The organism is Pantoea sp. YR525 (assembly GCF_900116775.1).
Taxonomy (GTDB): Bacteria; Pseudomonadota; Gammaproteobacteria; order Enterobacterales; family Enterobacteriaceae; genus Pantoea; species Pantoea symbiotica.
The window spans coordinates 58,475-81,754 of sequence record NZ_FPBU01000007.1 but is presented as its reverse complement, the minus strand read 5'-3'; the positions used below and the strand labels follow the sequence as shown (position 1 = coordinate 81,754).

Annotated in this window: 13 protein-coding genes; 7 read left to right on the top strand and 6 right to left on the bottom strand. The window is 54.4% G+C overall.

All coding sequences use genetic code 11. The features are described from left to right. Window position 1: 1 nt before the first annotated feature. The 5 genes from BM323_RS15245 to BM323_RS15225 form a co-directional block, all read right to left on the bottom strand. Window positions 2-9,574: an autotransporter-associated beta strand repeat-containing protein gene (locus BM323_RS15245; protein WP_091004119.1), complete on the bottom strand. Its 9,573-nt coding sequence runs from the start codon at window positions 9,572-9,574 to the stop codon at window positions 2-4. Window positions 9,575-9,973: 399 nt separating this feature from the next. Then, complete coding sequence (locus BM323_RS15240; RefSeq protein WP_008107444.1) at window positions 9,974-11,440, bottom strand: pyridoxal phosphate-dependent decarboxylase family protein; 1,467 nt, start codon at window positions 11,438-11,440, stop codon at window positions 9,974-9,976. Window positions 11,441-11,452: 12 nt separating this feature from the next. Next, the gene (locus BM323_RS15235; RefSeq protein WP_036649212.1) at window positions 11,453-12,838 is read right to left on the bottom strand and encodes a diaminobutyrate--2-oxoglutarate transaminase; all 1,386 of its coding nucleotides are present in this window, start codon (window positions 12,836-12,838) and stop codon (window positions 11,453-11,455) included. A gap of 206 nt (window positions 12,839-13,044) precedes the next feature. After that, the gene (locus BM323_RS15230; protein WP_008107440.1) at window positions 13,045-13,812 is read right to left on the bottom strand and encodes a prepilin peptidase; all 768 of its coding nucleotides are present in this window, start codon (window positions 13,810-13,812) and stop codon (window positions 13,045-13,047) included. A gap of 138 nt (window positions 13,813-13,950) precedes the next feature. After that, window positions 13,951-14,160: a hypothetical protein gene (locus tag BM323_RS15225; protein ID WP_008107438.1), complete on the bottom strand. Its 210-nt coding sequence runs from the start codon at window positions 14,158-14,160 to the stop codon at window positions 13,951-13,953. A 401-nt stretch (window positions 14,161-14,561) separates the two neighbouring features. Here BM323_RS15225 and arnB point away from each other — a divergent pair, with 401 nt between their 5' ends. The 7 genes from arnB to arnF are packed head-to-tail and all read left to right on the top strand — an operon-like array spanning window position 14,562 to window position 21,902. After that, window positions 14,562-15,698 carry a UDP-4-amino-4-deoxy-L-arabinose aminotransferase gene (gene arnB, locus BM323_RS15220; RefSeq protein WP_008107436.1) on the top strand — a complete coding sequence of 379 codons (1,137 nt, stop codon included), beginning with the start codon at window positions 14,562-14,564 and terminating at the stop codon, window positions 15,696-15,698. Window position 15,699: 1 nt separating this feature from the next. Continuing rightward, complete coding sequence (arnC, locus tag BM323_RS15215; protein WP_008107434.1) at window positions 15,700-16,686, top strand: undecaprenyl-phosphate 4-deoxy-4-formamido-L-arabinose transferase; 987 nt, start codon at window positions 15,700-15,702, stop codon at window positions 16,684-16,686. Continuing rightward, window positions 16,683-18,662 carry a bifunctional UDP-4-amino-4-deoxy-L-arabinose formyltransferase/UDP-glucuronic acid oxidase ArnA gene (arnA, locus tag BM323_RS15210; protein ID WP_008107432.1) on the top strand — a complete coding sequence of 660 codons (1,980 nt, stop codon included), beginning with the start codon at window positions 16,683-16,685 and terminating at the stop codon, window positions 18,660-18,662. Before arnC ends, arnA begins: the two co-directional genes overlap by 4 nt. Beyond that, window positions 18,659-19,543 carry a 4-deoxy-4-formamido-L-arabinose-phosphoundecaprenol deformylase gene (arnD, locus tag BM323_RS15205; RefSeq protein ID WP_008107430.1) on the top strand — a complete coding sequence of 295 codons (885 nt, stop codon included), beginning with the start codon at window positions 18,659-18,661 and terminating at the stop codon, window positions 19,541-19,543. The genes arnA and arnD overlap by 4 nt, the downstream gene beginning before the upstream one ends. An 18-nt stretch (window positions 19,544-19,561) precedes the next feature. Beyond that, entirely contained in the window at window positions 19,562-21,223 is a 1,662-nt protein-coding gene (gene arnT / locus BM323_RS15200; protein WP_008107427.1) for a lipid IV(A) 4-amino-4-deoxy-L-arabinosyltransferase, read from the top strand. Beyond that, window positions 21,220-21,540, top strand: a complete 321-nt coding sequence (gene arnE, locus BM323_RS15195) for a 4-amino-4-deoxy-L-arabinose-phosphoundecaprenol flippase subunit ArnE (protein WP_008107425.1) — start codon at window positions 21,220-21,222, stop codon at window positions 21,538-21,540. The genes arnT and arnE overlap by 4 nt, the downstream gene beginning before the upstream one ends. Continuing rightward, window positions 21,537-21,902: a 4-amino-4-deoxy-L-arabinose-phosphoundecaprenol flippase subunit ArnF gene (arnF, locus tag BM323_RS15190; protein WP_008107423.1), complete on the top strand. Its 366-nt coding sequence runs from the start codon at window positions 21,537-21,539 to the stop codon at window positions 21,900-21,902. Before arnE ends, arnF begins: the two co-directional genes overlap by 4 nt. A gap of 31 nt (window positions 21,903-21,933) precedes the next feature. On the opposite strand, the gene BM323_RS15185 is transcribed toward arnF, so the two are convergent. Continuing rightward, window positions 21,934-23,091, bottom strand: coding sequence for an alpha-hydroxy acid oxidase (locus tag BM323_RS15185; RefSeq protein ID WP_008107420.1), 1,158 nt, complete (start codon window positions 23,089-23,091; stop codon window positions 21,934-21,936). Window positions 23,092-23,280 lie beyond the last annotated feature (189 nt).

Here is a 23,280-nt window from a genome sequence, read left to right as displayed (position 1 = left end):
GCTAAAAACGCACCTTAACACCCATTGACGCCGACACATTGGCGTCGATCTTTGTGTCGCCACCGTTGTTCCATGAACGACCCACTTCGCTGTACGCCTGCACTTCGTTGCTCACCATCCAGGTCGCGCCGACTGCCGCTTCAGTCAGGCTGTATTGCTGATCGGCACTTAATGAGGTGCTGCCAGCATTGTTGGCGGTGTTGGCATAGGTCACGCTATCCTGGCCATCACTCAGCATTTGCCAAACGTTGATGCGCACATAAGGTTTTACTTTGCCATAATCGGTTTCGTAGTCCGCCACTAAACGCGCACCGATGCGGCCAATCAACGCGCCATCCGCCTCAACATCAACCCGGGTTTTCGCCGCGCCGCTAAGCGTGACGCTGTTAAAGTCACTGTACTGATAGAGCAGCTGCGCCTGCGGCTCAAGCTGCCAGCGGCTATCACCCAACTGCCACGGTTTGCCGATCTCCACCGAGGCGGCGAAGGAGTTGCCGTCAGGGTGAACGCTTTCCCGATTTTGTTCATTTTTCAAATCCACCTTGTGATGACCGTATTGCAACACGTTATCGACATAGAAACCGCTGTCATCGATCCAGGTCGCGTAACCGCCCAAATAGATCGAGAAAGTTGAGTTATAGATATCACCGCCGCCCATGCCAGTGTTACCGGAAACCGAACTGTCATTGTCAAGGAAGGTGGTGTACAGCCCGGCGCGCCACTGGTCATTCTGATATAGATCGCTGCCAAATTGCATACCGTTGAAGTTAGAAGAGCTGCGACTGTGCACGGCATCATTGAGTTGTTGATCAACCGATTTCACCAGATAGCGCGCCCAGAAACGGCCTTGCTGATCTTCTGCAACATCGGCACGCCACGGTTGCTCGTCACCCACGCGTTGATGCAGCGTACCCAGAACGGCTAAGTCGGCTTGTCGAACGATCGACGCCAGCGTGTTAAAGCCAGGCACGTCCGGGCGATAACCGGCGCGCAGGAACCAGTCTTCACCGGCTCCCGCCGCGTTGCCAGCAAACAGTTGATATTGATAGGCACCCGCCATTAACACATCGCCGCCGATGTTGAAGGCATCTTTGGTGGTTTGCGCCGTCGTGGTAGCGCGATTCACCGCTTCCACCACCACAATGCCATCACCTTCCGTCGGTTCGCCAAGCTGGCTGACATCAATGTCAAGCCGCGTGCTGCCTGTTGCCGTGCCGCCGTTGATCACCAGACGATCCGCCACGCCAGGACTGTGCTGTTGCGCCGTGATCTTAACTACGCCGTTGAGGCCGACATAGTCGCCATTCACCGTTAGCGTTGAGCCAACATCGCCGCTGCGTAAATTTACCGTGCCCTGATTCACCAGGCTTGAGACCGTCTGGTTGAAGCCACCGCTGTCTAAGGTCGCTGCCTGGCTGACAATATGGGTGGATGCACTGCTCAGGGTATTGCTTGCCGCCGCGCGCAGGGTGCCATTTTGCACCAGCGTCAGGCCGCTCCAGCTGTTCCTACCGTTTAACGAGGTGACGCCTGCGCCTTGCTGCCAAACTTGTCCGCTGCCGGAAATGTCGCCGTTTAGGGTGAAATTATCCGCACGGTTCAGGATCAGCAGACTTTGGTTGATGATAGGGCCAGCCAGATTGCCACTCTTACCACCTGCACCCAACTGCAGGCTGCCAGCCTGAATATGGGTTGTTCCCGCGAAGGTATTATCGCCGCTCAGCGTTAGCTTGCCGCCTCCCAGTTTGTAGAGATCGCCGTTGCCGCTGATAACGTTTTGCCAGCCCACATCATAAGTCTGCGTATCAACGCTGCCGCCACCATTGGAAAGTACAACCGCGCGATCGCTATCAAACGCCTGTGCATAACGCAGCGTGCCACCCGCCAGACCCAGCGTGCTGCCAGGTGCGCCGAGATTGGCATCTGAAGCCACTTGCAGAATACCCGCACTGATTCGGGTGCCGCCGCTGTAGCGGTTCTGACCGTTGAGAATCAAGGTGCCAAGATCGGTCTTGTTCAGCGCACCGCTGCCAATCAGCGCGGAGTTAATCGTAGCGATGTCAGCGGCGCCTTGCGCCGTGCCATCTCCAACGCGAATAACGGTTTCTGGCGCACTGAGCGTGATGGCATCGCCGCTGACCACATAACCGTTGCTGGCAAACTGTGCGCCGCTGATACCCACGGCACCGACAGAATCATCGACGGTCACGTTACCCGCGCTGCCACCGAATACGGCAAAAGAGGCATCGCTGAATGGCGAGTTAAAGCGTCCTTCTGGTGATGTGGTGTCGGTTGTCCAGTTGTCATTGCCGCTGCCGTTTTGCCAGATGCCGTCGCCGCCTTCAATCGCGCCGTCGTTTTTCATCTCACCGGCGGCACCGCCGGTGCCATCCCAGAAACGCAGCTGGGTACCGGCGTGATTCACCAGATTGACCTGGCCAGTGATTGAGGTTTGTACGTAGAGATCGTCTGCGGCGGAGGGAGCGTTAGCGATCTCCAGTTGATTATTGGTCAGTGCGCCGCTGTAGTTAAAGATGCGATAGACGCCAACGTCAAAACGGCCGCCGGTGGGCTGCACGATATTCAGCTGACCATTCAAATTCAGATCGCCATCAACGTTGATCAAATCGTTATAAGTGCCTCCCACGCGGTAGGCTTCGCCAAATTGATAATCAAGTTGCGCATTGTCTGCCAGCGTCAGTGCACCCAAGGTGAGTACGCCAGTGCTGGCCAAATCGCTTCCCGCCGCCAGATGACCGCCGTTCTCAACATTCACTGCGCTACCGAGGAGGCCGCTGCCGCCGAGGGTGGCGTTGTTAGTCACCGTTGTCTGGCCCGTCGCGGCAGATTGATCGCCGTTGATCAGCAGTACGCCTTGCTGCACGCGCGTTGCGCCGGTGTAGCTGTTTTCACCGGAAAGTGTCAGCGTTCCGCTGCCGCTTTTTACCAGGCTTCCGCCTGTGCCGCTGATAACACCGCTGATGCTGTCATTGCGGCCGAGATCGCCTTCCTGCAGCGTTGCCGTGCCAAGAACAACGTTGCCTGCGCCACTTAGCGAGCCGATGGCGGTTTGGGCGCTGCTGCCGCTGATATCCACCTGCGCGCCGATCAGATTGTTGATACTGGCACTCTGCGCCTGTGATGCATTGCTAAACGCAACGCGCCCGCTGTTGTTGATCTGGGCATTACCGCCATTGGCCGAATCACTCAGGCTCAATAATGAAAGGGCATCTATGTTTACGCTGGCCAGGCCGCCGCTGCTATTGTCTGTCAGCTGCATCTGTGCGCCATCAGTAAGATTGAACAGGTGATTTTCCGCCTGTGCGCTGTTATTGAAATTGAGCAACGCCCGATCGGAGACGCTGACGGTGCTGTCTGCCCGGCCAAAGACGCCGCTGTTATTGGCATTCACCACCAACTGACCGTTACCGTTTTTACCAATGATGGTGGTATTGCCTTGATAGCTATTGGCCTGATTGAGATTTAACGCGCCGGTGGCCGCTGTACTGGCACTGTCGACAATGGTCAACGCACCATCTCCTGAGAGAGTGGCTTCGGGCGTGAGCGCGTGTCCAAACACATCCAGCGTACCGCCGCCGGTCGCATCAAGGAAAACCCTGCGGTTGAGATTGAAGTCGTCACCTGCTTGCAGCGCGGCACCGTTTTTCAACGTTAATGTGGTATCAGGTGCACCTAAACTGGCATTACCCGACACCTGCAACGTGCCGGCCCAGACTTCAATCCCCGCAGAAAAATCGTTGATGCCGTTGAGAATCAGTCGGCCAGCATCGGTTTTCAGCAGACGGATGCGGCTGCTATCGAGTGCATCCTGACGCAGGCTGGCATTGATGGTGGTAGTGACGTCACTGCCGCTGGCACCATCGCCAACGCGAATAACGTAAAAGGTATCGGCAACGGATTCGCCTTGTGCCTGATAGGTGTTAGTCGGTGTGGGTGCGCTGTCCGGGAATGAGTCTGTCACGGTACTGATGTAGTTCAAGGCCGACGCTGGCGTGAGCTGATTGAGCACATAGCCGTCGGCGGTAAACTGCATACCGGAATTAAGTACGCGGCCATTCACGTTGCTGATTTGCACCTCGCCACCGGTTCCCTGGAAAATAGCGAAAGCGGTTTGCGACCAGGGCGCGTTGCCGACGCCGGTCGATTGCGTCCAGTTGTTGGTATCACCGGCGATATTGGCCTTCCAGATGCCACTTCCTCCCTCGATCGCGCCATCGCCGCTGGTGCCGTCACCGTGATTGGCGATTGAGCCGCCGTCCCAGAACTGTAGCTCGCTGGCAGGATCAACAAAGTTGAGTACTAAGTTAACCTGATTACTGATGGTGGTTTGAATGGCATAACTGCCGCCATCGTTGGGAGGCAGGCTGTTGATATCCAGCGTGTTGTTAATCAGTGAACCGGCGTAATTGAACAGACGATAGACGCCTGGTAGGAAACTGCCGCCCGGCGTCAGGCTGACATCAAGTAAACCGTCCAGCAGCAGATTGCCTTTTACATCAACAAAGTCATTCAGCGAGCCGCCTGGCGTATAGGCTTCGCCCAGTTGAAACTGACTGTTAGTGGTGGGGGAGAGATTGAGATTGCCATTGATAGTCAGCGTTCCGGTGCCGTTATCACCCGGCGTCAGCACGCTGTTATCCGCAAAGCTCACGTCGCCACCGATTACACCGTTACCGCCTAGCGTTGCCAGCGACGCCACGTTGGTGATGCCCGTTGCTGCGCTTTGGTTGCCGTTGATTAACAGCGTTCCCCCGGCCACATCGGTAGTGCCACTCCAGCTGTTACTGCCGCCAAGCCGCGTAATACCTGCACCGGTTTGTAGGAATGATCCACTGCCAGATATCGCACCGTTAAGCGCCACATTGTCGGCACGATTGATGGTTAATAAGCCATTATCGGTAATGTTAGTGACGGTGGACAGGCTGCCGCTGGTGCCGCCATCGCCTAATTCTAGATCACTGCCGCTGTCAATCAGCGTGGCGCCGCTGTAGCTGTTGTCACCAAGTAAAACCGTCGAACCGCCACCGCTGCGTGTCATTCCGCCGGTGCCGCTGATGACGCCGCTGTAGGTTTGATCCTCGCTGCCATCAAAAATGATCTGGCTACCGCTGCCAGCAGTGGTGATGTCGTAATTACGCAGTGTGGCGCTGCCTGCGCTATTGAGATTGTTGCCACTGCGCAGTATTGCGCCGTTATTGACGTTGATTTGTGGCGTGCCGGAGAGCGCAAGATCGTCAGCAACGCGAACATCAGCATTATCGAGCGTCACATGGCTCCAGCCGCTGCCGATCTGGGTACCTTTGCTGAGGTCATCGGCGGCGAACGAACCGATAACGGCGGCTTGGGTTCCATTAAACGTCAGGCTACTGTTGCTGCCGCCTTCACTCAAAATATGCGAGGTATTGGCCAGCGACACATTGCCGAGCGTAGCGCTGTCGTTGCCATCGTTAGCGCTAAAGGTGACACCGCCTGCGAACAGTCCGCTGCTCCAGCTAAACTGGTCAGCTCCACTACCCAAGGTGATTTCACCGCGCGTCGTGCCGCCATTCAATGTGATGGTATCCGAGCCCGATCCGGTCAATATTGCCTGAGCCGTGGCGCTGGATGCCAGCAAACTGCCGCTGTTGCTGAGCGTGGTATTTCCCGCGCCGGAGGCATCAATCACCGTCGCATTCGCACTGGCGCTGCTCATGCTGCCGCTATTGGTAATGGTGCGGCTTGCCGCACTTCCGTTCATCACCACTAGTGGATTGCTGTTACTGGTCCCGCTGCTGGTGATGGTGCCAGTATTGCCAAACTCGGCGGCATTCTGCGCCAGAATGGTACTGCCGCTGTTGCTGCTGGTGAGGATGTTGCCGCTGTTGCTCACGCTGCTGGCATTGCTGGCATCAATCGCCGCGCCCGCGCTGTTTCCCATGGTGATATTCGCGCCGGAACTGACACGGCCATCGGTATTAGCCAGAATGCCAACGCTGCCGCTACCCGTTCCATTGATGGTATAGCCATTGCCAATCGTAAGATCACCGCTAGTAGCGGACCCCGTCGCGGTCTCAAAGGCAAAACCCTGTCCGCTCCCGCTTACGTTCAGGATGTTGCCGCTGCCTTCTGCACTGAAGGTGACGGCGGTACGAATCGCCGGGCCATCTGAAGCGTTGATGCTGACGTTGGTCAGATTGATATTGGCCGTATTGGCGTTGTTATTGATGCCTGCACCGCTATCAGCAATATCAATGGTGGTATTGGCGGCGCTAAAGCTGCGGGCACCGTTGTCCATCCGCACACCGTCAGCGCCGCCCGATGCGACAATATGGTTGTCGCTACCGTTGATGGCGAGTGATGCACCCGTACCTGTTAGTTGTACCGCCGCCAATCCGCCATTTGCCGTGACATTACCTAAGCGGTTCACTACGGCGCCCGCACCTTGCACATGAATGCCGACGTTGCCACTGTTGGTGGCGCCGCCCACTGAGATTGCATTGTTGTTGGTCAGCACACCGCTGTTATCAATGCTCACGCCAATGTTATTGCTGCCGAGCACCGTGACCGGTGCATTCACCGTAGCCGTGCCGCCATCATGCAGCCAGATGCCTTTGCCGTTGATGCCGTTTAGATTGATACCGTTAAGGCCATTGAGCAGCAGATTGCCGGCGTGTGACACGTCATAACCCACAATCCCGGTTTGTGCTGATAAGGATGTGGTGGCGGCAGACGACGTTACGTTGGTCACGCGCTCATCGCTGTCTGGCGTGCCGTTGATATTGTAATTGCGTCCATCAATTTTGACGGCGGTAGTATTGTCGTGATCGAGAATAATGCCGCCGTCGTTAATGGTGCCAACCGCACCGCCTGACACCTGTACGCCGACAGCATTTTCACCGTTAACCCGAATCGTTGCCGGTCCTGTAGTGAGCGAGGTCGCCACATCATCAGCGGTATCATCGGTATTCTTGTCGTCTACGCCATTGGCGATCACCGCAGTTGAGTTATCACCCGTTACCGTGAGTTGATAAGGCAATCCGCTGCCGTTATCTCCGTTGAAAATGGCACCGTTATCGACGGCAAACAGCACGGAGTTTGCCTGCCCGTTATCATTGACGTTGGCATTGTTAACGTTGATTTTTGCCTGATTACCCCAGGCGTAATAACCAATCTGGTGGTCGTTCTCAAAGGTCAGTGACGCCGAATTCCCCACATCGATTTGTGCATTGCCACGCGCGTGCACGCCTATCGCACCGGCAGACAGCAGGCGAATGGTGGCTTGTAAATCGACCTGTGCCGATTGATTATTCAGCCCTTCGGCGTAGACCGCATAGTTACGGTAGGTGTAAACATCGCCATCACTGCCGCCAGTATCGCCTGCGCTGCCAACCGTGATGTTACTGCTGGCAGATGACGTGACGCTGGCTGCGGTGGTGCGTGCCTGAAGATAGATGGCGATGTTGTTATCACCATCGACGAAGATGTTGCCGTTATTGGTTACGCTTCCCGGGTTGTCGATCACATACAGGCCGTAATTACTCGCCGCTGCACTGTTGGTCAGTTTACCGAGCACGTTAATGTTGCCGTTGTTAATCGCCGATCCGCTGGCGTGATCCATCAGGATCCCCACTGCATTACGGGTGCTTTCGCCGAGAGAGAGGGTACCCGTATTTAAAATTGCGCCGCTGCTGCTGGAGTATATTGCTGCGGAAAGGCCGCCACCGCCCGTCATCACCACTGAAGTTGGCAAGCTGCTATCGACTATCGGCGTATAACCAATATAGAGGTTGCCGCTGTTGGTGACGCTGGCGGCTTGTTCGGCATAAATAGCTGTACCCGCTGCCCGGCCCTCGGTGTTTCGGCTATTGCCGGTGACGACGATGGTGGCACCTGCCGCATTATTCACCACACTGCTTCCCGCGCCGTGAATACCGATGGCATTGGCGCTGGTGGCGTCCGTCAGCGCCACATTGATATGTCCGGTATTGGTCAGTGTGCTGGCACCTGAACCTTGCATTGCTACGCTGCCGGCATTACTGATGTTTTGATTACTGCCATCTTTCTCGATAAATAGCCCAGCGTTGAGGGTGCCGTTATTGATCGCATTGGCATTATTGACCAACATGCCAATGGCATTCGGACTGGCAGCAGAGCTACGCCAGAGGTTAATCGTGCCATTGTTCGTCAACACAGCACCCGCATCTCCGCGCATAACGGCCGATGCGCCATCAACAGCCAATGAACCGCTGCCGGTAACGGTGCCGCGGGCATTGGCTCCGGTGGCGTAAATGACATTCAGGTCACCAGTCGGCAGAGTGGCGTTGTTGCTGTGCGCGGCAAGGTCATTCCACACGTGATAGCTAAGATTGATGCTGGTTTGCTGCTGCTGTGCCAGCAACCCGGTGATGATTCGGTTGTACACCGCCTGCGCTTCGGGCGCGGAATCCACCACTTCACCATTTACCGTGGCACCTGCGGTGAGCCAATACTGAATCTGCGGCTTACTGGCATAGCTATTCTGGCCGGTCAGATAGTCATTGACCTCGGCGATGTCCGCTGAAGATGTGATGTTGAAGGTTTTCGATCCCGCTTGAAATACCTGTTGTCCAACCTGGATGTAGTTAGGCAAAGTCAACGTGAAATTATATTGTGCGCTCTGCGCACTGACGTTTTGGCTATCGCTGGAAATAACCGCAGCTGGGCTGAAATGAAGATAATTATCAGATAGCCAGTTAACCTGGCTGCTCGCTGCTGCACTGCCATCCGCTTTCGCCAGCTGCGTATTTTTAGCCAAAAGCTCAAGGGTATTGGCGGCGGCGGCAATGGGCGTGGTGCCCGCCGTATCAGCACCGATGTTAATATTCGCTGTACCACCGGTGGCGGCGATAGCGGCAATACCCAAATTATTGTAAATGCGGAATGAGGTGGGAACGTAAACGGGCAACAGCAGATTACTTACCGGCGTATCATCGGCAGAAACAAAAGTGCTGGAATCATAGGTGTTAATAATCTGATAGCTGCCTTCCAGACCAGGAATTTCGACGTTCAATTCCTGGTTTTGCTGTGGATTGGCAGGGGAAGGGGAATAGGTATATTGGCTGATGTTATCCGCAGTAATTGGCGTGGTATTGCCTTGGGCATCGGTGGCGGTGATAACCGTTATCCTGCCTGGATTGCTGCCGCCGGGTAAAGCATCCAGTACTGAAACCGAGGTTGCATTGCCATTTACGCCACTGGCAATCAGCGGCAAAGGCCCGAGAATATTTAACGTGCTGCCTGCTGCGAAGTGATTCGGTAAAGACTGATTATCAAGCGTAAAAGCCACGCCAGTATTCAGTACTGAATCATAGTTAATTCCTTGATTATTCGGGAAGATATAGGTTGGATAAGCATCAGACCAATTAACATCTACCGCGTTGGCGGTGATGGAATTACAAAGTCCAAGGATCAACGTGCTGAGCAAAATAATGGCAGAATGACCACGCTGTGATTTTTTGCATTTTTTTGCGATCTCGGGCACGGGAACAAGCCCGTTGGTAACATGACTCCAGACCAACCTATACACAATATTCATAGGTATTCCCGCCAGGAAACAGTATTAATGGATTGTTTTGTATCAACTAAATTGTCAGTTACATCTGAAAATGATTGGTTAACAAAATCCTTACATTAAAAAGTAGTACAAACCTTGAACTTGAACAGGCGTGATGGTGATAATTCATAAAAATAAAAAAAAGGTTTTATTAATAATTTAAAGCGTTATGAATGGGCTTATCAGGGAGGGGGAGCAGTTAAAAACGGGCTGTCAAATTGATTAACAACTAATTTAATTTTGAGCAGATGTTATACGGGATATTACGGTTAGCAATAAAAAAGGGCGCTTCGAAAAGCACCCTTTTAAATTTAATATAATAACGAACTTTATTTAAAGCATTTAATAGCGACTTTCGTTCGCTATTGATCTTTCACGTTATTATGCACCGAGCAGCTGATTCGCCGTTTTCTCAACCAGCGCCAGCAAGACTTTAACATCTTCCAGCGTCACGGTTGGGTTCAGCAAGGTCAGCTTCAGGCAAGTTATGCCCTGATTCTCGGTCACGCCAACGTTGGCGCGGCCAGAATCCAGCAGTGCATCGCCGATACGCTGGTTGAACAGGGCAATCTGCGCGGTATCGGTCAGTTGCTCTGGACGATAGCGGAACAGCACGCTAGCCAGCTGAGGCTGCATCACCAGCTCCAGACGCGGTTCAGAAGTGACAAACTTCGCCACTTCCTGCGCCAGCGTCACGCCGTGATCGATGATCGCCGCATACTGTTTCTGACCCAGCGCTTCCAGGCCCATCCACAGCTTCAGTGCATCGAAACGACGCGTGGTCTGCAGTGATTTGGATACCAGATTCGGTACGCCGGCTTCTTCGTCAAACTCTGAGTTCAGATAAGCCGCCTGATAGCGCATCAGCTCATAATGACGCTCGTCTTTCAGCAGGAATGCACCACAGCTGATGGTCTGGAAGTATTGTTTGTGGAAGTCCAAAGTGACGGAATCCACCAGATCCAGGCCGTCAAGGTAGTCGCGATACTTCTCGGACAGCAACAGCGCGCCGCCCCATGCTGCATCAACGTGTACCCAGATGTTGTGCTCGGCAGCGATACCGGTAATTTCACGCAGCGGATCGATAGCACCTGCATCGGTGGTACCGGCGGTCGCAACGATCGCCAGAATCTGTTCGCCGTTAGCTTCGGCCTGTGCCAGTTTGGCTTTCAGGTCTGACACATCCATACGGGCGAATTCATCAGACTTCACCTGCACCACAGACTGATAGCCGTGGCCAAGCAGCGCCATGTTCTTCTGTACAGAGAAGTGCGCGTTTTCAGAGCACAGCACTTTGATCTTACGCAGATCGCCAGTGATACCGTGCTGCTGCACCGAGTGGCCCTGGCGCTGATAGAAGGCATCGCGCGCCAGCATCAGGCCCATCAGGTTGCTCTGGGTGCCGCCGCTGGTGAACACACCTGCGTCGCCAGCCGGATAGCCCACTTGCGCACGCAGCCATTCGATCAGTTTGATCTCAATGATGGTGGCAGAAGGGCTCTGATCCCACGAATCCATACTCTGGTTAGTGGCGTTGATCAGCACTTCTGCCGCCTGGCTTACTACCAGGCTAGGGCAGTGCAGATGCGCCACACATTGTGGGTGATGCACTGAAAGACTGTCTTTCAGGAAATATTCAATCGCGCGTTCAATCGCGGCCTGGTTACCCAGGCCGTTTGGATTGAAGTCGAGCGTGATACGCTCGCGCAGTTCGGCAACAGTTTTGCCTTGATACATCTCAGGCTGTTGCAGCCACTGCACAACCGCGGCGCTGCTCTGGGCAATCGCCTGCTGATACGCCTCAATGCTCTGTGCAGAGGCGGCCAGAATCGGGTTTACTTCAGACATTTACTCTTCCAATCAAACAGGTTTGACGCCAGCGCCAATCAGCGCCTGCTCAAATTTATCCAGGAAAATCGCCAGCTCATCGTTGGTGATCAGCAGTGAAGGCAGCAGACGCAACACTGCGCCATGACGGCCACCGCGCTCCAGAATCAGACCTGCTTCGAAGCACTTCTTCTGCAACAACGCAGAGAGCTCGCCGTCAGCCGGGAAGCTGCCCATGTGATCGGCCGCTTCGTTCGGTTTAACGATCTCAATACCGATCATCATGCCGAGACCACGAATGTGACCAATTACCGGGAAACGTTTTTGCATCGCAGCCAGCTGCTGTTTCAGCCATTCACCCTGCGCGGCAACTTTGCCCGCAATATCCTGCTCTTTGAGGATTTTCAGCGTGGTCAGGCCGGTAGCCATCGCCAGCTGGTTGCCACGGAAGGTGCCGGTGTGATGACCCGGTGACCAAACGTCGAACTGCTTTTTGATGCCCAGCACAGCCAGTGGCAGACCGCCGCCCACTGCTTTAGACATAACGATGATGTCTGGCTCGATGCCTGCGTGTTCGAAGGCGAAGAATTTACCAGTACGGGCAAAGCCAGCCTGAACTTCGTCGAGGATCAGCAGAATGCCGTGTTCCTGGGTCACTTTACGGATGCGCTGCAGCCACTCAGCCGGAGCTGGGTTAACGCCGCCTTCGCCCTGAACGGCTTCGAGGATGACTGCAGCTGGCTTGCGCACGCCGCTTTCCACGTCGTTGATCAGGTTGTCGAAGTAGTAGGTCAGCGCTTTCACGCCAGCTTCACCACCGATACCCAGCGGGCAACGGTACTGATGCGGGTAAGGCATGAACTGCACTTCAGGCATCATGCCATCAACCGCTTCTTTCGGTGCCAGATTGCCGGTGACGGACAGCGCGCCGTGCGTCATACCGTGGTAACCGCCAGAGAAGCTGATCACGCCGCTACGGCCAGTGGCTTTCTTCGCCAGTTTCAGCGCGGCTTCTACCGCATCCGCACCGGAAGGGCCGGTGAACTGCAGGCAATAATCTTTACCCTGGCCAGGCAGCAGCGAGAGCAAAGACTCAGAGAATTGATCTTTCAGTGGTGTAGTCAGATCAAGAGTATGTAACGGCAAGCCGCTGGTAATGACATTTTGTATGCTCTGGAGAACATCAGGATGGTTGTGACCCAGTGCCAGCGTCCCTGCGCCAGCCAGACAGTCAAGATATTGTTTATTCTCAACATCTGTGATCCACACGCCATGGGCTTTAGCGATGGCTAAAGGCAGTTTGCGCGGGTAACTCCTGACGTTAGATTCAAACTCGGCCTGACGGGCTAAGAATGCGTCGTTGTTTCCGTTGAATGCATTGGCACCAAAACTATCAATACGGACTTTATCCGTCATCATATCTCTCCTTCAACCGGGGCACGTGAGGCTCGCCAATTGACTAATTGAACAAAAAAGTAACAGCTGTGAAAAAACGCGGCCAATATAGAGCCTTTTGACCTACATCACAATGATTAATTTTGTTTAGATTTGTTTACTCTTTCCATATATGAATCAGGGCGTTGGCCAGAAATTGGCCACTTAATTTCGCACCACTGTCGGGGTGGTTAAAAAATAATCGAATGAATAAAGAGACTTATAGCCGCTAAGGCGATCCACGGACCAAAGGCAATGGCTTGATTGATATCTCGCTGCCAGCCAATTCTGGAAATCAAAACACATAAAATAGCACCGCCCGATGCCAGCAAAAGCACTGATGGTATAAGAGGCCAGCCCAACCAGGCGCCCATCGCCGCCAGCAGTTTTGCATCCCCCATCCCAAGCGCCTCAACTCCTTTAATCGATTGATATAAATAAGATAGTGACCACAATAAGCCGTATCCCGCAATTGCACCGAATACCGCTTCATGCAATGAACCCGGCAGCCACCCCATCGCATTGAAAAACAACCCAGTCCAAAGTAATGGCAATGTGATCGCGTCGGGTAAAAGGAAATGGTCGAGGTCGATAAAAGCTAATGCCGTTAACGCCCAGAACAGAATAAGCGCACCCAACAAATGCAGATCTACCGGTATAAGCCACATCAGCAGCAAAGTGAAAAGTGTAGAAATTATCTCCACCTGTGGATAACGCCTGCTGATGGCGCATTGGCAATATCGACATTTACCGCGAAGTAACAGCCAACTTAGGACGGGAATATTGTCGCGCCAAAGCACTCTTTTTTTACATCGTGGGCAGTGAGAAGAGGGATAGAACAGATTAAGGGATGATTCAGGATGTAATAATTGTAGCGGCAATCGATAGATCACCACATTAATGAAGCTGCCCATCATCAAGCCGATTAATCCACCGCTTAACCAATAAACGCATGCCATTGCCAATACCTCGCACCTTCCTGGTTTGTTATAGCGGGACAATATGCCGAAGCGAATATCAGTGCGAGAGGAAAGAGGGGATTACAGCGGGTTACATCAAAAGTGCAGAGCGGGATCCAGAACTAAGGAGATTGGGAATTAAGATTGCTGCTTAAACATCTGAATCGCTTCCTGCACATTGCTGGTCGCCAGTGACATAACGTGGTCATTATTGAGGTAGACATCATATTGCCCGGCATTAAATCGGAACACATAGAGATCGCCGCGATAGCGCAGCCCTTTGGTTTTAATCCCAATGTGATGACGGCGCAAAGCAGCCTGTGACAGTCGGTCATTATCAGTTCTCATTGCCACTCCTCCACTTAGCGTTTATTAGCCAAAACCGGACATAGTCTCGGGTCTGAACCTTAACATAACCTTAAGAAGAGTATAGTTAATAATCCACAGCTTTTTCATGCCTACTTTCTTCTACCAAACTTCAACATTTATTAAAAAAGCCGACTTGTTATCGCACCATTTAATGTTGAGTTAAGTATTGCTCCGTATGTTGTTTCCTCAGGCGATAAAAAAGCCATACTTATGTTTTTTAAAGCGCCCAGAGAAGTTAACAGTTTGTGCTGTCAAATTTGTACGGTTTAACCTACGTTTAAACAGCAAGTTACTTAATGTTGTTGTGGTGTCAATCGATTGCACATTTTTACATGGTCCTGATGCAGGAAACTCAAGGCGTTAAACGTTAAGGTAAACTTATGACTTTCCTTCCATTTTCGCGCCCATCGTTGGGCGAGGAAGAGTTGGCTGCGGTAAAAGCAGTATTTGAATCAGGCTGGATTACGACGGGCCCGAAAAATGCTGAACTGGAAGAGGCTTTTGGCCAGCTCACCGGTAATCAGCATGCGATTGCCGTTAGTTCCGCTACAGCAGGAATGCATGTCACGCTGCTGGCGCTGAATATCCAGCCTGGCGATGAAGTGATCACGCCGTCTCTGACCTGGGTTTCCACCATTAATATCATTACGCTGCTCGGTGCGACGCCAATAATGATCGATATCGATCGCGACACATTAATGGTGACGCCGGAGCAGATTGAAGCAGCGATCACGCCGCGCACGCGCGCCATCATTCCGGTGCATTACGCGGGCGCACCCGCCGATTTGGATGCCATCCGCGCCATCGGTGAGCGTCATGGCATTCCGGTGATTGAGGACGCCGCCCACGCTGCGGGCTGTTACTACAAAGGCAAGCACGTTGGTCAACAGGGCACGGCGATCTTCTCCTTCCACGCCATCAAAAACATGACCTGCGCCGAAGGTGGCTTGATTGTGACCGATGATGCGGCGCTGGCCGACCGCATGCGCAGCCTGAAATTCCACGGCCTCGGCGTAGATGCTTACGATCGCCACACGCATGGCCGCAAGCCGCAAGCTGAAGTAATCATGCCGGGCTTCAAATACAACTTGCCGGATATCAGCGCCGCCATTGCATTGGTGCAGCTGAAAAAACTGCCCGCCATCAATGAACGCCGCGCGGCGATTGCGCAACGTTATCTCATCGAACTGGCGGATACGCCGTTTCTGCCGCTGACGCAGCCAGAATGGGCGCATCAGCACGCGTGGCATCTGTTCATTATTCGTGTTGATGAAGCGCAATGCGGCATTACCCGCGATGCATTAATGGAAACACTTAAAGCGCAGGATATTGGCACCGGCCTGCATTTCCGTGCTGCACACACCCACAAATATTACCGCGAACGCTATCCGCAGCTCTCACTGCCGCACACCGAATGGAATAGCGATCGCATTTGCTCAATCCCGTTATTCCCTGATATGCGCGACGAAGATGTCACGCGCGTCATTAGCGCATTGCGTCAGATCGCTGGAGTTTGACATGTTGGAAGAAAAAGCCATTCGTAAAGTCTCCGTGGTTATCCCGGTGTACAACGAAGAGGAGAGCCTGCCGGAATTGGTACGTCGTACCGATGCGGCCTGCGCGGAATTAGGTCTGGAGTACGAGATTCTGCTGGTTGATGACGGTAGCAGCGATCGCTCAGGTGAGATGATTGCCGACGCTGCGGATATGCCGGGCAGCCATGTGGTTGGCGTGTTACTCAATCGTAATTACGGCCAGCACTCGGCGATCATGGCGGGCTTTAGCCACGTGAGCGGCGACTTGATCATCACGCTGGACGCCGATCTGCAAAACCCGCCGGAAGAGATCCCGAACCTGGTGAAAGCCGCGCAGCAGGGCTATGACGTGGTGGGCACCGTGCGTCAGAACCGTCAGGACAGCTGGTTCCGTCGTCGCGCCTCACGCACCATCAATCACCTGATTCAGCGCGTGACTGGCAAAGCGATGGGCGATTACGGCTGCATGTTGCGCGCTTATCGCCGTCATATTGTTGATGCGATGCTGAACTGCCACGAACGCAGCACCTTTATTCCCATCCTCGCTAACACCTTTGCGCGCCGCACCATTGAGCTGCCGGTAGCGCATGCCGAGCGCGAGTTTGGCGATTCAAAATACAGCTTTATGCGGCTGATTAACCTGATGTATGACCTGGTGACTTGCCTGACTACCACGCCGCTGCGTCTGCTGAGTATCGTCGGCAGCCTGATTGCGCTGGCCGGGTTTGCCTTCTCGCTGATTCTGATTGTGCTGCGCCTGTTCCTCGGCGCGGCCTGGGCCGGCGATGGCGTGTTCCTGCTGTTCGCCGTGCTGTTTATTTTTGTCGGCGCGCAGTTTATCGGCATGGGATTACTCGGCGAATACATCGGCCGCATTTACAACGACGTACGCGCCCGTCCGCGCTACTTCATCCAACGTGTGATTCACCCACAGCAAAAAGCCTCATCTGTACAGGAAATTGAGCAATGAAAACTGTCGTCTTCGCCTACGCCGAAATGGGCTGTGCGGGTATTTCTGCACTTCTGAACGCTGGCTATGAAATCAGCGCTATTTTTACTCACTCAGACACAGGAACTGAGAGCCACTTTTTCGACTCCGTTGCGCGTTTAGCCGCTGAGCAGGGCATTCCGGTTTATGCGCCGGAAGATGTGAATCACCCGCTGTGGGTCGATCGCATCAAAACCATGGCGCCGGATTACATCTTCTCCTTCTACTATCGTGCTTTGCTGAACGACAGCATTCTCAGCTGCGCAAAACTGGGGGCTTTTAACCTGCACGGTTCGCTGCTGCCTAAATACCGTGGCCGCGCACCGCTGAATTGGGTGCTGGTCAATGGCGAAACCGAAACCGGCGTAACCTTGCACCGCATGGTGAAACGCGCCGATGCCGGTGACATCGTGGCGCAACAGCGCGTCGCGATTGACGAGCAGGACAACGCATTAACACTGCATCGCAAACTGGTGGCCTGCGCCACCGAAGTCCTGAACAACGCGTTGCCGGGAGTGAAACGTGGCGATATCGTCACCACGCCACAAAACGAAAGTGAAGCTACGGTTGTTGGTCGTCGCACACCGGAAGATGGTCGCATCAAATGGGAAGCCCCGGCGCAGACGGTCAACAACCTGGTGCGTGCTGTGACTTATCCGTGGCCGGGCGCGTTTGCCTTCGCCGGCACCGTGAAATTCGTGGTGTGGAAAAGCCGCGTGCATAACGTTGATCACCACGCCAAACCGGGCACCGTATTGTCTGTCGAGCCGTTCCTGATTGCCTGCGGTGAAGGTGCGCTGGAAGTGATGACCGGTCAAAGCGATAACGGCGTCTTCATGAACGGCAGCCAGCTGGCGCAAAACCTCGGCATGGTGAAGGGCGCATTGCTCTATTCTCAGCCGGTGGCTGCGGTGAAACGTCGTACGCGCGTGCTGATCCTCGGCGTGAACGGGTTTATCGGTAACCACCTCACTGAGCGTCTGCTGCAGGATGATAACTTCGAAGTGTACGGTTTAGACATCGGTTCAGATGCCATCAGCCGTTTCCTCGATCAGCCGCGCTTCCACTTTGTCGAAGGCGACATCAGCATTCACTCAGAATGGATCGAGTATCACATCAAGAAGTGCGATGTGGTGCTGCCATTAGTAGCGATTGCTACTCCGATTGAGTACACACGCAATCCACTGCGCGTGTTCGAACTCGATTTTGAAGAGAACCTCAAAATCATTCGTGACTGCGTAAAATACAAAAAGCGCATCATTTTCCCATCGACCTCCGAAGTGTACGGCATGTGTACTGACAAACATTTCGATGAGGATCACTCGAATCTGGTTGTTGGGCCGATCAATAAACAGCGCTGGATCTACTCCGTTTCTAAGCAGCTGCTGGACCGCGTGATTTGGGCTTACGGTGAGAAAGAAGGGCTGCGTTTTACCTTGTTCCGTCCGTTTAACTGGATGGGACCGCGCCTCGATAACCTGAACGCCGCACGTATCGGCAGTTCGCGTGCTATCACACAGCTGATCCTCAATCTGGTGGAAGGTTCACCGATTAAGTTGATCGATGGCGGCGCACAGAAGCGTTGCTTCACCGATATTCAGGACGGCATTGAAGCGCTGTTCCGCATCATCGAGAACAAGCAGAACAACTGCGATGGTCAGATCGTTAACATCGGTAATCCGGATAACGAAGCCAGCATCAAAGAGTTGGCCGAGCGTCTGCTGGCGAGTTTTGAACGTCATCCGCTGCGCAGCAACTTCCCGCCATTTGCCGGATTCCGTGAGGTAGAAAGCAGCAGCTATTACGGTAAAGGTTATCAGGACGTGGAACACCGCAAGCCGTCGATCAAAAACGCGCGTCGTCTGCTGGACTGGACGCCAACCGTCGAGATGGATACCACCATCGATAACACGCTGGACTTCTTCCTGCGCACCGTTGAGCTGCAGGATAAGCCATGAAAAAAGTAGGTTTGCGCGTCGATGTAGATACCTGGCGCGGCACCCAACTCGGGGTGCCGGCGCTACTGGAGCAATTCAGTCTGCATCAGCTGCAGGCCAGTTTTTTCTTCAGTGTTGGACCGGACAATATGGGGCGCCACTTGTGGCGCCTGTTAAAACCGCGCTTCCTGTGGAAAATGCTGCGTTCGCGCGCAGCATCTCTTTACGGCTGGGATATCTTGCTGGCCGGTACCGCCTGGCCGGGGCGGGAAATTGGTCGCGGCTTGGAGGAGATCATCAGCGCCACCGCCGATCATCACGAAGTCGGTTTGCATGCCTGGGATCACTTTGCCTGGCAAACCTGGGCGGGCGTGTGGCCGCAAGAGAAGCTGGTTGAGCAGATAGCACGTGGGAAACAGGCGCTGGAAGCGATTATTGGTGACAATGTCACTTGTTCAGCCGTGGCGGGTTGGCGGGCAGACGGTCGCGTCGTAGCAGCTAAGCAACAGTTTGGCTTCAGCTACAACAGTGACTGCCGTGGTACGGGCCCATTTCTGCCCATTCTTAGCGATGGCAGCATCGGCACGGTACAAATTCCGGTGACCTTGCCTACCTGGGATGAAGTGGTGGGACAATCGGTTAGCGCGGAAGGTTTTAACGACTTTATTCTCGAGCAGATCCATGCTGCAACGGGTTCGTCGGTCTATACAATTCATGCCGAAGTAGAAGGGATTGTCGGACTTAAGGCGTTCGCCGATCTGCTTAGACGTGCAGAAGAGCAGGACATTGAGTTTTGTCCACTAAGCGCCTTGTTACCCGACGATCTCTCTACGCTGCCACAGGGCAACATCGTGCGCGGGCATATTCCCGGACGCGAAGGCTGGCTAGGCTGCCAGCGTTAATATCTACAGGAACCACGGATGCGTACAGGCACTAAAACCGCATTACTCATCGCGCTCTTCGCGCTTTTCTACCTGATCCCGATTGAGTTCCGCGCATTATGGCAGCCGGACGAAACCCGCTACGCTGAAATCAGCCGTGAAATGCTGTTCAGCGGCAATTGGGTGGTGCCGCATTTCTTCGATCTCCGCTACTTCGAAAAACCAATTGCCGGATATTGGGTCAATAACATCGGCCAATGGCTGTTTGGTCACACTAATTTTGGCGTGCGCGCCGGATCGATTTTCAGCACCACCTTGAGCGCGGTATTGGTCTACTGGCTCGGCAGGCAGATGTTCGCCAGCCGCCAAGTCGCGCTTACCGGCAGCGTTATTTTCCTGACTTCGCTGCTGGTGTACGGCGTGGGCACATACGCGGTGCTCGATCCGATCCTGATGCTGTGGCTGGTCGCCGCGATGTGCAGTTACTGGCTGGCGTCGCAGGCCAGCACCACGCGGCAACGCTTATGTGGCTATGTTTTGCTGGGCGCGGCCTGCGCGATGGGCTTCATGACCAAAGGCTTTCTCGCGCTGGCGGTGCCGGTGTTGGCGATTCTGCCGTGGGCCATTTGGCAACGTCGCTTCGGTGAACTGCTGCGCTGGGGACCGCTGACGATTGTGGTTGCTGTGCTGCTCAGCACGCCTTGGGCGCTGGCGATTAATCAGCAGGAAGGGGATTTTTGGCACTACTTCTTCTGGGTCGAGCATATTCAGCGTTTCGCCGAGTCGGATGCACAGCACAAAGCGCCATTCTGGTATTACATTCCGGTGCTGCTGGCGGGCTGTTTGCCGTGGTTGGCGCTGCTGCCGGGATCGCTGGTTGGCGCGTGGCGTCAGCGCAGTCAGCAAGCTGGGCCGATTTATTTGCTGAGTTGGGTGCTGCTGCCGCTGCTGTTTTTCAGCATCGCTAAGGGCAAATTGCCGACCTACATTTTGCCGTGCTTCGCGCCGCTGGCGCTGCTGATGGCGCATTACGCGCACAGCGGTTCGGCGCAGGTGATCAAAGCGCTGAAAGTGAATGGCTGGATCAACCTGCTGTTCGGTGCGATTGCCGCAATCGTGTTACTGGTGGTGCTAGCTCCGTGGGGCATTTCGCATCGTCCGGTTTATAGCAGCGAAGAGATTGTTGGCGTAATCTGTGCGGCGCTCTCCTTTATCGGATGGGGCGTGATGGGCTGGCTGAGCCGCAAGCCGGATAACGGTCGCTGGCAGTTAGCCGCGCTTTGTCCGCTGGCGCTGGCGTTGTTGGTCGGCTTTGCCATTCCGCAAAAGGTGCGGGACTCCAAGCAGCCGCAGAGTTTTGTCAACGCGGTGCACGATCAGCTGGCGGATAGTCGTTATCTGCTGGCCAACAATCCTGGCGTGGCATCGGCGGTGGCCTGGGAACTGCAGCGCAGTGACATCAATTTTTATGATGCCAAAGGCGAGTTGCAATACGGCCTGAGCTATCCGGATGCGCAGTCACACTATATTGATGCGGATAACTTTGCCGACTGGCTGCGCGTGCATCGCCGTCAGGGCAAGGTTTCATTGGTGTTGATGATGAATTCCAGCGACAAAACGCCGGATAAAAACCTGCCGGAACCGGATGACGTCTATCGTCAGGGCCGCCTGGTTTATTACGGCTACGATGCTAAACCATGAATCTGCTGCTGATATTACTGGTTAGCGTACTGAGCTGTGCCGCCCAGCTGTGTCAGAAGCAGGCGGCTCATCTCGGTATCAAAAAGGGAATTTTTTGGCTGGCGCTCAGCATTCTGCTGCTGGGTATCGGCATGCTGCTGTGGCTGGCGGTATTGCGCGTGGTACCGGTGAGCGTGGCATATCCGATGCTAAGTCTTAACTTTGTGTTGGTAGCTATCGCCGCGCGGCTGATCTGGCGCGAAACCTACAGCCTACAGCAGTGGATTGGCACGCTGGCGATTGTTGCCGGTGTGGCGTTAATGGGAAGTCATCTATGAAAGGCGTGATGCTGGCGCTGTGCAGCGTATTGCTGGTTTCGCTGGCGCAGCTGGTGCTGCGAATGGGGATGCTGGATTTCCCGCCGTTGAGCGCATTGCTCAGTTTGCAGCACATCAAACCGCTGCTGCTGTTGGCGATGGGCCTTGGCGCTTACGCGCTGTCGATGTTGTGCTGGATGTTGGCGCTGCGCCATCTGCCGCTTAATCGGCTCTATCCGCTGCTCAGTTTGAGTTATGTACTGGTGTGGCTGGCGGCGATTTCCTTGCCAATATTAGGGGAAACCTTCCGCTGGAGCAGCTTTGCCGGCGTGGTGCTGATTGTGTTTGGCTTGCTGCTGGTTTCGCTGCCGCGCAAGCAATGATTGTCCGTAGGGTCGCCATTCATGGCGACCATCAACCAACCAACCGCAAATGCTTCTCCCCTAAATCCGCCAGTGAAGCCGCGCCTAACATGCCTAAATCGCGGCTAACCTCGCTGGTAATCAAATCGATGGCCAAATTTACGCCCGCTAAACCGCCGACCGCGCAAGCATAATTAAATGGCCGCCCGACAAAGCAGGCTTTTGCGCCCAGCGCGATAGCTTTGATGGCGTCGGTGCCGCGTCGAATTCCGCTATCAAACATCACCGTCATTTCACCCGCTGCTGCAACGATTTCCGGCAGCACATAAAGCGGCGGAATCACCGTATCCAGCTGTCGTCCACCATGATTGGACACCACAATCCCGTCGATGCCGATGGTTTTACAGCGCAGCGCATCGTTACGGCTGAGAATGCCTTTAATCACCATCGCGCCCGGCCAGTGCGCGCGGATATGTTCGATATGCTGCCAGGTTAAGTGGCTGCGGCCGCTGAAATCCCGCACCGCGTTTTTCGAGAACAGCGGCGCGCCTCGCTGCGCATGATTGTTCTCAAAATAGGGCATACCGCTTTTCAGCATCGTCTTAAGCAAGGTTCCGGTTAACCAGCGCGGATGCGTGATACCTTCCCACGCCAAACGCAGGCTGGGTCGGAACGGCGTAGCGAATCCGGCGCGTACGTTGTTTTCCCTGTTGGCCTTAACCGGCGTGTCCACGGTGATCACCAGCACCGGAATCGCGGCACGCTTAACGCGATCGATCAGCGCATCGATCTCCTCCAGCGTTTTCGGCAGATAGGCCTGAAACCACATATCGGGATTCACTTGCGCCACCTCTTCCAGCCGCGTCAGCGAGGAGCCGCTCATGATAAACGGTACGTTCTTCTCTTTCGCCGCGCTTGCCAGCGTGCAATCGCCATCAAAACCGGTTAACGCCGAGATGCCCATCGGCGCGATGCCAACCGGCGCCGCGTAGCTTTGTCCAAACAGCTCAACCCCAATATTGCGCTGCGACACATCCACCATGTTTTCCGGGATTAGGCTGTAGCGCGCATAAGATGCCAGCGTGTTGCGCAGCGCGATATTGTCCTCGACGCCGCCAGAAACGTAGGCGAACAGCGGATGCGGCAGATGACGTTTGGCATACTTCTCGAAGTCGTTCAGGGATAGGCAACGCGACTGCATATTGCGCATGAAGGTGATGATCCAGTTGGCGAAACGGCAGGGGAAAAGCAAAGAAATCAATGCTATTGCACTAGGGTAATTTCACAAATGCATAATTTGGCAATGTTAATGTGAAATACGCATATAGACGGTCGCCATAAATGGCGACCCTACGGAGTTAATATCACCGCGCACGTAAGGTCGCCATTCATGGCGACC

Coding starts and splice junctions, on each gene's coding strand:
- arnF (WP_008107423.1), top strand. CDS start 21,537: ATGAAAGGCGTGATGCTGGCGCTGTGCAGCGTATTGCTGGTTTCGCTG.
- arnB (WP_008107436.1), top strand. CDS start 14,562: ATGACTTTCCTTCCATTTTCGCGCCCATCGTTGGGCGAGGAAGAGTTG.
- BM323_RS15245 (WP_091004119.1), bottom strand. CDS start 9,574: ATGAATATTGTGTATAGGTTGGTCTGGAGTCATGTTACCAACGGGCTT.
- arnT (WP_008107427.1), top strand. CDS start 19,562: ATGCGTACAGGCACTAAAACCGCATTACTCATCGCGCTCTTCGCGCTT.
- arnA (WP_008107432.1), top strand. CDS start 16,683: ATGAAAACTGTCGTCTTCGCCTACGCCGAAATGGGCTGTGCGGGTATT.
- arnC (WP_008107434.1), top strand. CDS start 15,700: ATGTTGGAAGAAAAAGCCATTCGTAAAGTCTCCGTGGTTATCCCGGTG.
- BM323_RS15230 (WP_008107440.1), bottom strand. CDS start 13,812: ATGGCATGCGTTTATTGGTTAAGCGGTGGATTAATCGGCTTGATGATG.
- BM323_RS15240 (WP_008107444.1), bottom strand. CDS start 11,440: ATGTCTGAAGTAAACCCGATTCTGGCCGCCTCTGCACAGAGCATTGAG.
- BM323_RS15235 (WP_036649212.1), bottom strand. CDS start 12,838: ATGATGACGGATAAAGTCCGTATTGATAGTTTTGGTGCCAATGCATTC.
- BM323_RS15225 (WP_008107438.1), bottom strand. CDS start 14,160: ATGAGAACTGATAATGACCGACTGTCACAGGCTGCTTTGCGCCGTCAT.
- arnD (WP_008107430.1), top strand. CDS start 18,659: ATGAAAAAAGTAGGTTTGCGCGTCGATGTAGATACCTGGCGCGGCACC.
- BM323_RS15185 (WP_008107420.1), bottom strand. CDS start 23,091: ATGCGCAATATGCAGTCGCGTTGCCTATCCCTGAACGACTTCGAGAAG.
- arnE (WP_008107425.1), top strand. CDS start 21,220: ATGAATCTGCTGCTGATATTACTGGTTAGCGTACTGAGCTGTGCCGCC.